Origin of the sequence: Ruegeria sp. HKCCD6428 (genome assembly GCF_013110595.1) — a bacterium.
GTDB lineage: Bacteria > Pseudomonadota > Alphaproteobacteria > Rhodobacterales > Rhodobacteraceae > Ruegeria.
The window spans coordinates 1,007,094-1,019,342 of record NZ_WVQX01000001.1 but is presented as its reverse complement, the minus strand read 5'-3'; the positions used below and the strand labels follow the sequence as shown (position 1 = coordinate 1,019,342).

The 12,249-nt window shown below is 57.3% G+C and carries 15 protein-coding genes; 9 read left to right on the top strand and 6 right to left on the bottom strand.

Going from position 1 to position 12,249, the window contains the following annotated elements; all coding sequences use genetic code 11:
• Positions 1-84 precede the first annotated feature (84 nt).
• The 5 genes from GS620_RS05050 to rpsF all read right to left on the bottom strand — a co-directional run bounded on the left by GS620_RS05050 (position 85) and on the right by rpsF (position 2,907).
• Complete coding sequence (locus GS620_RS05050; protein ID WP_152458337.1) at positions 85-786, bottom strand: autoinducer binding domain-containing protein; 702 nt, start codon at positions 784-786, stop codon at positions 85-87.
• Between the two features lie 236 nt (positions 787-1,022).
• Positions 1,023-1,508 (bottom strand): lytic transglycosylase domain-containing protein, encoded by a 486-nt coding sequence (locus GS620_RS05045; RefSeq protein WP_171167611.1) that lies wholly within the window; start codon positions 1,506-1,508, stop codon positions 1,023-1,025.
• 156 nt (positions 1,509-1,664) lie between these two features.
• The gene (rplI, locus tag GS620_RS05040) at positions 1,665-2,285 is read right to left on the bottom strand and encodes a 50S ribosomal protein L9 (RefSeq protein WP_152458336.1); all 621 of its coding nucleotides are present in this window, start codon (positions 2,283-2,285) and stop codon (positions 1,665-1,667) included.
• A 12-nt stretch (positions 2,286-2,297) separates the two neighbouring features.
• Positions 2,298-2,525, bottom strand: coding sequence for a 30S ribosomal protein S18 (gene rpsR / locus GS620_RS05035; RefSeq protein ID WP_005608650.1), 228 nt, complete (start codon positions 2,523-2,525; stop codon positions 2,298-2,300).
• Between the two features lie 28 nt (positions 2,526-2,553).
• The gene (gene rpsF / locus GS620_RS05030) at positions 2,554-2,907 is read right to left on the bottom strand and encodes a 30S ribosomal protein S6 (protein ID WP_152458335.1); all 354 of its coding nucleotides are present in this window, start codon (positions 2,905-2,907) and stop codon (positions 2,554-2,556) included.
• Between the two features lie 283 nt (positions 2,908-3,190).
• On the opposite strand from rpsF, the gene GS620_RS05025 reads away from it, so the two are divergent.
• Positions 3,191-3,709, top strand: coding sequence for a hypothetical protein (locus tag GS620_RS05025; RefSeq protein WP_171167615.1), 519 nt, complete (start codon positions 3,191-3,193; stop codon positions 3,707-3,709).
• A gap of 125 nt (positions 3,710-3,834) precedes the next feature.
• Positions 3,835-4,407, top strand: a complete 573-nt coding sequence (locus GS620_RS05020; RefSeq protein ID WP_171115366.1) for a YceI family protein — start codon at positions 3,835-3,837, stop codon at positions 4,405-4,407.
• A 61-nt stretch (positions 4,408-4,468) separates the two neighbouring features.
• Here the strand turns inward: GS620_RS05020 and GS620_RS05015 are convergent, their stop codons facing one another.
• A complete protein-coding gene (locus tag GS620_RS05015; RefSeq protein WP_171231423.1) occupies positions 4,469-5,695 on the bottom strand; it encodes a cytochrome b/b6 domain-containing protein in 1,227 nt (408 codons plus the stop codon).
• 174 nt (positions 5,696-5,869) lie between these two features.
• Here GS620_RS05015 and fabD point away from each other — a divergent pair, with 174 nt between their 5' ends.
• The 7 genes from fabD (at position 5,870) to mltG (ending at position 12,180) form a co-directional block, all read left to right on the top strand.
• The gene (gene fabD / locus GS620_RS05010; protein WP_171614377.1) at positions 5,870-6,808 is read left to right on the top strand and encodes an ACP S-malonyltransferase; all 939 of its coding nucleotides are present in this window, start codon (positions 5,870-5,872) and stop codon (positions 6,806-6,808) included.
• A 42-nt stretch (positions 6,809-6,850) separates the two neighbouring features.
• Positions 6,851-7,588 carry a 3-oxoacyl-[acyl-carrier-protein] reductase gene (gene fabG / locus GS620_RS05005; RefSeq protein WP_171115373.1) on the top strand — a complete coding sequence of 246 codons (738 nt, stop codon included), beginning with the start codon at positions 6,851-6,853 and terminating at the stop codon, positions 7,586-7,588.
• 206 nt (positions 7,589-7,794) lie between these two features.
• Positions 7,795-8,028, top strand: coding sequence for an acyl carrier protein (locus tag GS620_RS05000; protein ID WP_008756330.1), 234 nt, complete (start codon positions 7,795-7,797; stop codon positions 8,026-8,028).
• 138 nt (positions 8,029-8,166) lie between these two features.
• On the top strand, positions 8,167-8,706 hold the full coding sequence (locus GS620_RS04995) for a GNAT family N-acetyltransferase (protein ID WP_171167622.1): 540 nt from the start codon (positions 8,167-8,169) through the stop codon (positions 8,704-8,706).
• A 123-nt stretch (positions 8,707-8,829) separates the two neighbouring features.
• Positions 8,830-9,573: a HisA/HisF-related TIM barrel protein gene (locus tag GS620_RS04990; RefSeq protein WP_152458328.1), complete on the top strand. Its 744-nt coding sequence runs from the start codon at positions 8,830-8,832 to the stop codon at positions 9,571-9,573.
• Positions 9,574-9,756: 183 nt separating this feature from the next.
• On the top strand, positions 9,757-11,022 hold the full coding sequence (gene fabF, locus GS620_RS04985) for a beta-ketoacyl-ACP synthase II (RefSeq protein ID WP_152458327.1): 1,266 nt from the start codon (positions 9,757-9,759) through the stop codon (positions 11,020-11,022).
• Positions 11,023-12,180, top strand: coding sequence for an endolytic transglycosylase MltG (mltG, locus tag GS620_RS04980; protein WP_171614375.1), 1,158 nt, complete (start codon positions 11,023-11,025; stop codon positions 12,178-12,180). It begins immediately after the preceding gene.
• Positions 12,181-12,249: the final 69 nt, after the last annotated feature.

The window sequence follows — 12,249 nt, the reverse complement described above, 5'->3', positions numbered from 1 at the left end:
TCGGTAACTTAGACGTTACCGGACACAGGGGATTTTTCTATTGGGGGTTTCCCGTATTTTGGCGAAATTTTGCGTTTTTTTTGTTTAACTTGGGGTAATAAGCCCAATTGCAATCGCCCGGCCAACGGCCTGAGGGGTGGTCAGCGCACTAAGCTTTTCTCGACTGGAACGCAAGTGCACTTCTACGGTTCGGTGTGAAATGGACAAAATATCGCCGATGTCCTGTTGCGATTTCCCTGCTGCAACCCACTGCAAGATCTCTGTCTCACGTCTGGAAAGTGTTGGATGATACAGCGCGCTGGTCAATTCGTCTGAGGAAACCACATTGTCATGGATGTGCACTGCCATCGATTGCAAGTCACTGATGACATGCGTGTATAGCTTGCGCCATTCCTCTTTGCTGCAATTGCGCGTTGCGCTCAGCAGGCCGATATCTCCGTATGGACCCCGCACGGGAATTGTAACGCCTTGGTTTGGCAATCCAAAATCATGGGCATCCCGGAATACACGTTGGAAGTCGGGGCTGCGCTCAAGTCGGCTCCAATCCACTGGCGCGATGCTGCGGCGGGCCATATGGATGGTCGGATCAATCATGATCAGACCCTGGTTTTGGTAGTGCTCATTCCAGGCGTCGTCATAGGTAACAAAGCCGGCAACCGTGCCGGCAGCAGGGTTCATGCCAGCATAAGCAGCATGATCCATATCATGCTTCTCACAGATTTGCCTAAGAAATTCGGTGTATCGAACTTCTGAATCCGGCAGAGTGCTCAGATCGACAATTTCCATGTGGTGCCTACCAGCTGCGGCCCATCTTACAGCCCGATGGTGTCGTCGAGCATGCATATAACACAGAGTGGAACCCGTTTACCTCACCGAGCCAGAACACCATACTTTCCTAAACATGACAAGGCGAGGTACTAATTGTCTGCGCAATTCCAAATAATGAGACATTCAATAGAACATTTTTGTCACTATTCGGTAAAAAGTGCTAATTTCACGCGGCTTTCTGACGCTAATCACCGTCAGTTGGCGGGTTTCAGCCCAGTTTCCACCAACAATCCGCGCGCTTTGGCCTCGGGGTAAAAGCCCTTGGCATAAAGAAATATGGCCCGATCCTGGTTGCCATCAGACAAAAGCCAGGCGCCACGAAGGTATTTCCCGGCGAACTCAAGGTTGGTGTCCGCGTCCAACAAGCCTTTGGCGTTTCCGGTGTATCCCATGGATCGCGCGGTGGCCGGAAGGATTTGCAACAACCCATAATAGGGTCGGTTGACCGCCCAAGGGCGATGCGTGCTTTCACGAATAGCAAGCTTGTGAACAAGCTCTCGCGGAAGCTCGTAGTGGTCCGCCCATTTGTTGATCGACGCGCGCAGTTCCGGCGTTTCGTTTGGATAGAGCGGAGGATTGAATTGTTGTGTCTCCGCCTTGGATACTTCTCCTGCACCGCAGGCAACCAACGGGGCTGTCAGTAAGAGTGCCATGAGATTGCGACGGGTGAACAGGGGCATACGTTTCTCCGGGGTTTCGAGTTGCAATGATATGGTCTGAGTATTTGGCTGCAAGATTATGGATGGAGTTGGGCTAAAATTTGCTGGTTTGGCTCGGAGGCAAGAAAAAAGGCCGCGCTGAAGCACGGCCTTTGTTGTGTTCGAAACCTTGCCGGATCAGGCTTTGGCTTCGTCTTCCTCGGCAGGAGCGGCTTCTGCAGCCAGCTCTTCGTCCTCGGATGCGGCCGAGCCGATGTCGTCGAACAGTTCGGCGATCTCGAATTCAGCGGCTGCTTCTTCTTCAGCGGCCAGTTCCTGGATCGATTTGCCCGAGGCCTGAAGTTCGGCTTCTTCTTCCGAACGCGCCACGTTCATCTTGATTTCAACTTCGACTTCGGGGTGCAGCTTGACTGCAACCGAGTGCAGGCCCAGTTCCTTGATCGGATTGACCAGAACAACCTGCTTTTTGTCGACGGTGAAACCAGCTTCGGTTGCAGCCTCTGCGGCGTCACGCGGGGTGACCGAGCCGTACAGAGCGCCAGCATCCGATGCCGAGCGAATCACGATGAACTGCTGTCCGTCCAGCTTTTCAGCCAGTGCTTCAGCTTCTTTCTTGGTTTCCAGGTTGCGTGCCTCAAGCTGCGCTTTCTGGGCTTCGAACGACGCGATGTTGGCGTCTGAGGCGCTCAGAGCTTTGCCCTGAGGCAGTAGGAAGTTGCGGGCGTAGCCGGGCTTGACGTCAACGACGTCGCCCATCTGACCCAGTTTCGCAACGCGTTCCAGCAGGATAACTTGCATATCAGTCTCTCCTTACTTCACAGCGTAGGGCAGCAGGGCGAGGAAGCGGGCGCGCTTGATAGCACGGGCCAGTTCACGCTGCTTTTTCGCCGAAACGGCGGTGATGCGCGAAGGTACGATCTTGCCACGCTCAGAGATGTAGCGCTGCAGCAGACGAGTGTCTTTGTAGTCGATTTTCGGCGCGTTCTCACCCGAGAACGGGCAGACCTTGCGGCGGCGGAAAAATGGTTTTGCGGCCATGGTTTAGTGTCCTTTCCTCAGGCGGTGATCAACGACGCTCGCGGCGGTCGCCACGTTCGTCACGCTTCTGCATCTGAACCGACGGGCCGTCTTCGTGACCGTCAACCTTGATGGTCAGCACGCGCATGACGTCATCATGCAGGCGCATCAGGCGTTCCATTTCCTGAACCGCACCCGAGGGCGCATCGGTTTTCAGGAAGGCGTAGTGGCCCTTGCGGTTCTTGTTGATCTTGTAGGCCATCGTCTTGACGCCCCAGTACTCGCTATCAACCAGCTTGCCGCCGTTGTCAGCCAGAACGGTGCCGAAATGTTCGACGAGGCTTTCCGCCTGCGCGTTGGACAGATCCTGACGCGCGATCATTACATGCTCATACAGTGGCATGTGCACTCCTGTTTATGTCAAGGCGCATTTCATAGGCGGGGCCATCCGGTCCTTCGCGACCCTGCCACGAGAGGCTGCGCGATTCATCTGATTGCGAAGGATGGCCCCGTATACACGTTTGAACCGCAGGAGCAAGCCCCGCCACATATGCCTTTGAGACGCCGCCCAATTTCCTTTGGGCCGCCCAAATGCTGACGCTTTTCGGCTCAAAGTTGTTTTGCATACCGGACGTTACCCGGACCAAACAGAAATTCGACAGTAACCTGATAAAAGGTGAAGTGTTATGACCGCGACCAATACAAACACATACCGGGAAGAGGCGGCGGGCTCGCGCTTTGAGCATTCGGTGCCGGTAATGATTGCCTTCGCGCCAAACTGGAAGGCCCGTTTGATTCTGGCGCGGTTGGTAGGAGCGTTCTTGATCTTTTCGGCGTTTTCGATGTGGCTGATGCCAGGTTCAATCGTGGGTGCAGATGTCTGGCCGATCAAGATGGTGGCATCCATGCTGTTTCTGATCGTCGGTGTCAGTTTGCTGACGATCGAAGTTCTTGATCAGCGCCCGGATGCCTATTTCGACCCGATCCGTCGCGAAGTCCGTGTTCTGCAAAAGAACGAAGACGGACGCCCTCAGACGGTGCTGCGCCGCAGCTATGAATCGCTGGGTGGTGCACGTTTTGAAGAAAACGAAGTCCACTTGTTTGATGTGGACGGGAGCCTTTTGATGAAGCTGCCCCTTGAATCGGCGGATGTCAGCCGAGCGCTGAAAGGGCAACTGAGCAAGAGCGTAACAATTTTCGGCTGAACTTTATTCTGTTCAAAAAGGAACAGATGTTGTGACTCGAAAAAGGTTGTGTGCCGCCGACAGGCGGCACATTTTGTTTGTGAGCAACCCTACCGGGTTGCGTTCACAAAAACGCGGAGATTGTTATGAAATCCACCCTTCTTGCTGCTGCACTGGCCGTATCGGCGACCACGGCATTCGCCAGCGCCGAGAAATACGTGCTGGACCCGAGCCACAGCCAGGTTGTCTTCAGCTATGATCACTTGGGCTTTTCAACCACAACCGGCATGTTCTCGGGCTTTGAGGGCGAGATCATGTTTGATCAGGAAAATCCCGCCGCCTCCAGCGTGAGCGTGTCGATGCCGGTATTGGAAATGTTCACCGGCTGGAAGCCGCGTGAAGATCACTTCATGACCGAGGATTTTTTTGGTGCGACCGAGGGCGATCTGATCACCTTTACCTCGACGGGTATCGAAGTGACCGGTGAAGACACTGCCAAGATCACCGGCGACCTCACCATGAACGGCGTGACCAAATCCGTTGTTCTGGATGCCAAACTGAACAAGGTTGATACCCATCCAATGGCGAACAAGCCATGGGCCGGTTTCGACGCCACCACGACCCTTGTCCGCAGTGAATTTGATCTGGGGCAGTTCGCACCGTTTGTCAGTGACGAAGTGCAGGTGCAGATCTCGGTCGAAGCGCAAAAAGCCGAGTAAGCGCAAGACGGCGAACACGAAAACCGCCGGTGATCCTGTCACCGGCGGTATTTATTTGGCATCACTGACTGCGGGACGCGGCTAGTTCCACAGCGACTGTGACGGTGAAGCCGAGCGAATCTTCGGTGGGCTGCGATGCGCCGATGCCGAAATCCAACCTGTTCAGATCAACCGAGCCTGTCATGGTCGCGGTGTCGTCCTGAAGGTCCAGTGAAAACGGTAGTATGATATCGATCGTCTTGTCGCGGATTGTCAGTGGTCCGCGTGCCTCATATCCGCTTTCGGTTTTGAAAAGGTCAGCCGCGAACTGGGCCGTCGGAAACTGGGCGTTGTTGAAGAAATCCGCACCCATGGCCTGTTCGGTTACGGTTCCGAGGCTGAGAGAACCTATTGCGATCGTGACCTCGACGGACCCGGCCGGACCAGGCTCGGCCGGGTCGTCAAAAGCAATTGCGGCTGTCCAGTCGGAAAACGAGCCGGTGACCGGGCTGCCCAATTGGGAAATCGTGATGGAAAGGGTGCCGTTCTGAACCTGCCAGTCTGATTGCACCTCGGCCAGTTGGACGTCGGCGTCATCATCGTCGGCCTCACGCGCAAATTCGCCAGAGACCCAGCCGCCGGTGAGGACAAGCGCCCAAACGGCCACCGCGGCGACGGCGGGCACAAGGGAATGATGCTGGTGTGGAGGCTCCGGTGCATCTGACCCACCCGGCAACATCCTGCGCAACGTGCTGTCTTTGTCTATGACGTGATGCTTCAACGCTCCGGCAACATGCAGGACCAGCGCGCCGACGAGCGTCCACATGAACAGCCAATGCAGAACGCCTGTCACCTCGGCCACAATGGTTGATTTCGGTACAAAAGGCAGATTTTGGCCGAAGGGCCAGAGGATTGGAGCAAACCCTTCGGTTGCGGCGTGGTGCACCCAACCGGTCAGTGGCACAAGCACCAGTGACCCATAAAGAAGCCAGTGGACAGTTTCGGCGGCAAAAGCCTCGGGCTTGTTGTCGGCATTCAGCAGGCCGGGCTTGGTTTGCGTGAAGGCCCACATTATCCGAGCCAAAGCAACGAAGAACACGGTGACGCCTACGGTTTTGTGCAATGAGAACATGCGCGCCGCGCGTGCGATTTCGGCCTCGCTTGGGGCTGTGGAGGCATGCAATACGGCGTGGGCCAGATTGTCCGCGATCCAGCCGAGCGGCAGGGCCGTGAAAATCAGCAACGCGGTGAGCCAGTGAAACGTCTTTGCGACACTTCCGTAGCTTGAGAAGGAATTGGTCGAGGCCATGGGTGCAACGCTCCGGGATTCTGTGCTGCGCTCAAGTTAAGGTTATCGGAGGTCGACACAAGTAAGCGCTTGTGCACAGCCAAGGTGCCAGAATGCAGAACACAGGCAATGCTTGTGCCAGACGATCAGTCAGTTTACACCCCGCCGCAACCTGACATCATCCATGAGGTTGCAATGACACTCGCGTTTGTTTTTCCGGGGCAGGGCGCCCAGACCATCGGTATGGGCAAAGCACTGGCCGATGCCTATCCGGCGGCGCAGGCCGTCTTCGATGAGGTGGACGAGGCACTGGGAGAGAAGCTGAGCTGCGTGATCTGGGAAGGCGATATCGCCGACTTGACGCTGACTCAGAACGCCCAGCCTGCTCTTATGGCGACATCCATGGCGGCAATGCGTGCGCTGGAAGCCGAAGGCGTTTCGGTTGGTCAGGCGGCTTTTGTGGCGGGTCATTCCTTGGGTGAATACTCGGCCCTTGCGGCTGCGGGGGCTTTGTCGGTCGCGGACACCGCGCGCTTGCTGCGCACCCGCGGTCTGGCGATGCAAAGTGCCGTACCGGTGGGCGAGGGCGCAATGGCGGCCATTCTTGGATTGGATCTGGAGGCGGTGCGCGCCGTTGCAGAAGAAGCCGCGCAGGGGCAGGTCTGTCAGGCTGCCAATGACAACGATCCAACCCAGGTCGTTGTGTCCGGTTCCAAGGCTGCCGTGGAGCGTGCCGCCGAGATTGCCAAGGAAAAAGGCGCAAAACGTGCTGTTATGTTGCCTGTAAGTGCTCCATTTCACTGTGCGCTGATGCAGCCTGCGGCAGATGTCATGGCGGAAGCGCTTGCTGCCGTCGAGATAAAGGCGCCTTCCGTGCCTTTGGTGGCCAATGTGCGCGCCGAAGCCGTCAGTGATCCGGATCTGATACGTCAGTTACTGGTGGAACAGGTGACGGGGTCGGTTCGCTGGCGCGAAAGCGTTCAGTTCATGGCCGCGCAGGGCGTGACTGAAACGTGGGAAATCGGTGCCGGCAAAGCGTTGTCCGGCATGATCCGCAAGATCGATCGTGCCATTGCAGGCAAGGCTGTGGGCACACCGGAAGATGTTCAAAAGGCCATTCAGGCCGAATCGTAAGCTCAAAAAGCGTCGTGGCCGACGCACCAAGAGGAAAACCGAATGTTTGATTTGACAGGTAAAAATGCGCTGATCACCGGTGCTTCGGGCGGTATCGGAGGCGACATTGCACGTGCGTTGCACGGTGCTGGCGCAGCGGTCGGATTGTCCGGTACACGAGTCGAACCATTGCAGGCTCTGGCAGACGAACTGGGCGAACGCGCGCATGTGCTGCCTTGCAATCTGAGCGATCCGGAAGCCGTAGAAGCGTTGCCAAAGCAAGCGGTCGAGGCGATGGGATCGGTGGATATCCTGGTGAACAATGCGGGTATCACGCGCGACAACCTGTTCATGCGCATGTCCGACGAGGAATGGCAGAGCGTGATAGACGTGAACATGACCTCGACGATGAAACTATGCAAAGGTGTGATCCGCGGCATGATGAAGTCACGCTGGGGCCGGATCGTGAATGTCTCGTCCGTGGTGGCCGCAATTGGCAACCCGGGGCAGGCCAACTATGCTGCGTCAAAAGCCGGGATAATAGGGTTTTCCAAGGCTTTGGCTCACGAAGTGGCAACGCGCGGAATTACCGTTAATGCCGTGGCACCGGGTTTTATAACGACTGCAATGACCGAGAAGCTGACCGAGGAGCAGAAAAAGGGTCTGTTGCTCAAGGTTCCGGCGGGCCGCATGGGTGAACCCGAAGAAATTGCAGCGGCTGTTCTGTATCTTGCCAGCCCCGAAGCGGGTTATGTTACCGGAAGCACCTTGCATGTGAACGGTGGTATGGCCATGTTGTGATCGCCACAGGGGCAGCGCGAAAGCGTTTGCCTCTTGCGTCGACTATGCTATAGGCGGCGCATCTATGCGGGGTCGGTTGTTCAGGTCGGCCTTCGACTTCCCGGTTCGCCGGGACCCAAACCGCCCGAAACGGGCAAATCAAAGCCAACCCGTGCGGGCAAGGGCAGAATTGGGCAGACCGCCCTGTAAAGGAATGAGGAATAGACATGAGCGACGTCGCAGATCGCGTTAAGAAGATCGTTGTTGAGCACCTGGGTGTTGAAGAAGATAAAGTCGCGGAAAACGCGTCTTTCATCGATGATCTGGGCGCAGACAGCCTGGACACCGTTGAACTGGTCATGGCCTTCGAAGAAGAGTTCGGCATCGAAATCCCCGATGACGCAGCCGAGACCATCCAGACCTTCGGCGACGCGGTCAAATTCATCAGCGAAGCGTCCTAAGCGTTTCCTTCTGATCAAAAGCGGCGCTTCCGAGCAACGGAGGCGCCGTTTTTTTATGCCCGCTCAAAATTCATGCTTGCGCGTGCATTTTCGGATGCGCACTGTTTCCATTGAGGCAAAATTCAAAGTGGACAGGGCATGATAAGATCCACTCCCATGATAAATACCGCGCGTTTGACGCTGTGTGCCATGCGCCCGGAGGACTTTGACCGGTTCGCCGAGATCTGGGGGGATCCGTGCGTCGTTCAGCATATTGGCGGCTCACCCCGATCGCGCGGAGAGGCATGGGATTCCTTTTTGCGCAATGCCGGGCATTGGCACATGGCCGGGTTTGGACAATGGGGTGTGCTGCAACAATCGAATCGAAAGCTGATCGGACAGGCCGGTTTCTTTTACGGAAACCGTCAGATGGGCGATGATTTCGACGGCTTTCCCGAGGCGGGCTGGGTTCTGGCGCCCGAGGCGCAGGGGCAGGGCCTGGGGTATGAGGCGGCCAAGGCAGCGCATGACTGGTTTGACCGGGTGATTCCCGGGCCTTTGGTTGCGATGGTGAATGCGTCCAACGCCTCGTCGCAGAAACTTGCCAAAAAGCTGGGCTATGTATTGATGCGGGAAGGGGTGTATAATGAAACCCCGGTGCATTTGCTTCGGCGCAACGGGCCACCGGCGCTCGCGTAAATCCGCCACTTCGACACTATGCCGCAAAATGGCCAAACTGTGCCGATCCCGGTGATATTGGGAGGGCGTTCAAGGTGTATGCTTCCGGGGATTTTCAGAGCGATTGAGCGGAGGACCGAGCTCATGAGGATATACCCCACTATGGAATTGCAGAACGGCCGGTGTGTCACGTTGGACAAAGGTCGTTTGGACAACGCTATGATTTGGCATGTAAACCCAGTCGAAACAGCGCGAAGCTGGGCGGAAGCGGGTGCCGAATGGATGCATCTGACCGATTTCGACGCGATCGAAGGCAAGGATACCAACGTCGAATTGATTGAAGAGATTATCCGCGCTGCCGAAATCCCGGTTCAGTTGGCGGGGGGTATGCGGACCCGCGAACAGGTCGAACGCTGGATCGACAAGGGCGTCGGTCGCGTCGTGATCGGGACGCTGGCAGCGCGCGAGCCGAAACTGGTCAAGGAATTGGCCACGCTCTACCCGGATCAAATCGTGCTGTCGGTCGATGTCTGGCAAGGTTATGTAATGACGGATGGCTGGCGCAGCCAAAGCGTATTCACGCCCGAAGCGTTTATCGATGCATTCGAAGGAGCGCCATTTGCTGCTATCGTGGTGACGGATATCGACAGCGATATGGAGGACGTCGAGGCTCAGCTTGGCCTGATCTCGGGACTTGCCAGCCATTCGCGCACCCCGGTGATAGCAAGCGGGGTTGTACGTACCGCGGATGACATCTCGCGGCTGGCCTATATTCCCAATATCTCGGGTGCAATCGTGGGGCGTGCACTGTTTCGCAAGACACTTGATCTGACGGATGCACTGGAAATGGCAAAATCGGCGCATGAGCCGGTGGCACAGTTCCAATAAATACGCTTCGCCCTTTCAACCGGATCCGTGAAAGGGCGGGCACCGATTTCCGTAACCCACAGCGGTACTGCTTCGGTTGCCCGGCGGCGGGAAGCCCGCCTGAAATCGCCGTTGCTCTTGCCCCCGCACCCCGGGCCGGGGTAAGAGCGGTTCTCATAACAGGAAGCAGGCAAGAGGCACTTCATGCGCAGAGTCGTTGTAACCGGTCTTGGATTGGTCACTCCTTTGGCCAGCGGGGTCGAGGAAACCTGGTCGCGGCTGCTGGACGGAGAGTCCGGCGCTGGTCCCATCACGCATTTTGATGCGGAAGGCAGTGGTGTCGCCACGACCTACGCCTGTGAGGTGCCCCGCGGGGATGGAACCAATGGGACCTTCAATCCCGATGACTGGATGCCGCCGAAAGAGCAACGCAAGATCGAGGACTTTATCCTGTATTCCATCGCAGCCGCGGAAATGGCCTGCAAGGATGCGAACTGGTTGCCGGAAGATGAAGAGGACCGCCTGCGAACAGGTGTTCTGATCGGTTCTGGCATCGGGGGGTTGGGTTCGATCGCGAATACAGCCAATCTGATCCGCGACAAGGGCCCGCGCCGGGTTTCACCGTTCTTTATTCCGGGCGCTCTGATCAACCTGGCATCAGGTCAGGTGTCGATCCGGCATGGCTTCAAGGGGCCGAACCATTCGGTCGTGACGGCGTGTTCCACCGGTGCCCATGCAATCGGTGACGCCAGCCGTATCATTCGCGCAGGGGACGCAGACGTCATGGTTGCAGGCGGCGGCGAAGGCTGCATCTGCGAAATTGGCATCGCCGGGTTCAACGCATGCAAGGCGTTGTCGACCAAATATGCAGACAACCCGAAGGCGGCCAGCCGACCCTATGACGTTGACCGCGACGGATTCGTCATGGGCGAAGGTGCGGGCATCGTCATCCTGGAAGAGTATGAACACGCAAAGGCTCGCGGTGCAAAGATCTACGCCGAGGTGCTGGGCTATGGCATGTCGGGCGACGCATATCACATCACGGCACCGTCCGAGGATGGTGACGGGGCAGAACGTTCGATGAAAGCCGCGTTGCGCAGCGCCGGGCTGGAGCCGAAGGACTTGGACTACATCAACGCCCATGGCACCTCGACCATGGCGGATACGATCGAACTGGGTGCGGTCGAACGTCTGCTGGGAGACCACGCCGCGAACGCCACCATGACGTCGACCAAATCGGCAACCGGTCACCTTTTGGGTGCAGCGGGGGCGATCGAGGCAATCTTCTCGATTCTGGCGATCCGCGATCAGGTCGCACCTCCGACGATCAACCTGGACAACCCCGCGGTGGAGACACCGATTGATCTGGCCCCGAACGCCAAGCGTGAGCGCGAGATCAACGTGGCCCTGTCGAACTCGTTCGGGTTTGGCGGCACCAATGCCAGCGTGATCTTTGGAAAGGCCAACTAAATGTGGCGGGCCATTGCTTCGAACGCGCTGACCATTCTGGTGGTCGGCCTGTTCCTGATGGGTGGACTGATCCTTTGGGGGCAGACCCAGTACAAGGCCGAAGGCCCGCTTGAAACCGCGATCTGCCTTCAGGTCAGAAGCGGATCGAACATGACACGTGTCAGTCAGGAACTGGAAGAGCAGGGCGCCATCCGCAGTGCCACGATCTTTCGGATGGCCGCCGATTACACGGATCGGGCACAGCAGTTGAAAGCCGGCAGCTTCCTGGTGCGGGAAGGCGCGTCGATGGAGCAAATCATCGACGAAATTACCAGCAGCGGTGCCAGCACCTGCGGATCCGAGATTGAGTATCGTATCGGTGTGACGCGTGCTCAGACCCGTGTGCGCGAGTTGAACCCTGCGACCCTGGATTTTGTCGAAATCGCGTCGTTTGATCCTTCGGAAGACGAGGTGCCTGAGACCTATACCGAGAAACGCAACGAGGCGGACACCCGTTACCGCGTGTCGCTGGCCGAAGGTGTGACCTCGTGGCAGGTGGTCCAGGCGTTGAAGGCGTTCGACGCTTTGACAGGTGAGGTGACCGAGATCCCGGCCGAAGGGATGCTGGCGCCTGACAGTTACGATGTTGTGGCGGGCCAGGACCGTAACGACATTTTGCAGGCGATGCAGGACAAGCAACAATTGCGGATCAATGCCGTTTGGGAAAGCCGTCAGGACGGGTTGCCGCTGCAAAATCCCGAAGAAATGCTGATCCTTGCGTCGATCATCGAAAAGGAAACCGGAGTTCCGGAAGAGCGCGGGCAAGTGGCCAGTGTTTTTGTGAACCGGCTGAAACAGGGGATGCGGTTGCAGACGGACCCGACCGTCATCTATGGCGTCACCAAAGGGCAAGGCACGTTGGGGCGCGGGCTGCGCCGCAGCGAGCTGAACCGACCAACCCCGTGGAACACCTATCAGATAGACGGTTTGCCGCCGACGCCGATTGCCAATCCGGGCTTGGCCAGCCTTGAAGCTGCTGTTGCGCCGGATGACACGGATTTCGTGTTCTTCGTTGCCGATGGCACGGGCGGCCATGCATTTGCCGAAACCTTGCAGGAGCATAATCGCAATGTCGCCAAATGGCGCGAGATTGAGGCAGAGCAGAATTCGGGGAATTGATCTGAACGAAAAATGGTTTCGTTCATCGTGTTGCGCCAACGCCGGTCATTGAACCGGCGTTGGCTTTTT

Bases quoted from the DNA above. Each gene is read 5' to 3' on its own strand.
- GS620_RS05015 (WP_171231423.1), bottom strand. From the start codon at position 5,695: ATGGCCTCGACCAATTCCTTCTCAAGCTACGGAAGTGTCGCAAAGACG.
- GS620_RS04995 (WP_171167622.1), top strand. From the start codon at position 8,167: ATGATAAGATCCACTCCCATGATAAATACCGCGCGTTTGACGCTGTGT.
- GS620_RS04990 (WP_152458328.1), top strand. From the start codon at position 8,830: ATGAGGATATACCCCACTATGGAATTGCAGAACGGCCGGTGTGTCACG.
- rpsF (WP_152458335.1), bottom strand. From the start codon at position 2,907: ATGCCACTGTATGAGCATGTAATGATCGCGCGTCAGGATCTGTCCAAC.
- rpsR (WP_005608650.1), bottom strand. From the start codon at position 2,525: ATGGCCGCAAAACCATTTTTCCGCCGCCGCAAGGTCTGCCCGTTCTCG.
- GS620_RS05020 (WP_171115366.1), top strand. From the start codon at position 3,835: ATGAAATCCACCCTTCTTGCTGCTGCACTGGCCGTATCGGCGACCACG.
- fabD (WP_171614377.1), top strand. From the start codon at position 5,870: ATGACACTCGCGTTTGTTTTTCCGGGGCAGGGCGCCCAGACCATCGGT.
- GS620_RS05000 (WP_008756330.1), top strand. From the start codon at position 7,795: ATGAGCGACGTCGCAGATCGCGTTAAGAAGATCGTTGTTGAGCACCTG.
- mltG (WP_171614375.1), top strand. From the start codon at position 11,023: ATGTGGCGGGCCATTGCTTCGAACGCGCTGACCATTCTGGTGGTCGGC.
- GS620_RS05045 (WP_171167611.1), bottom strand. From the start codon at position 1,508: ATGCCCCTGTTCACCCGTCGCAATCTCATGGCACTCTTACTGACAGCC.
- rplI (WP_152458336.1), bottom strand. From the start codon at position 2,285: ATGCAAGTTATCCTGCTGGAACGCGTTGCGAAACTGGGTCAGATGGGC.
- GS620_RS05025 (WP_171167615.1), top strand. From the start codon at position 3,191: ATGACCGCGACCAATACAAACACATACCGGGAAGAGGCGGCGGGCTCG.
- fabG (WP_171115373.1), top strand. From the start codon at position 6,851: ATGTTTGATTTGACAGGTAAAAATGCGCTGATCACCGGTGCTTCGGGC.
- fabF (WP_152458327.1), top strand. From the start codon at position 9,757: ATGCGCAGAGTCGTTGTAACCGGTCTTGGATTGGTCACTCCTTTGGCC.
- GS620_RS05050 (WP_152458337.1), bottom strand. From the start codon at position 786: ATGGAAATTGTCGATCTGAGCACTCTGCCGGATTCAGAAGTTCGATAC.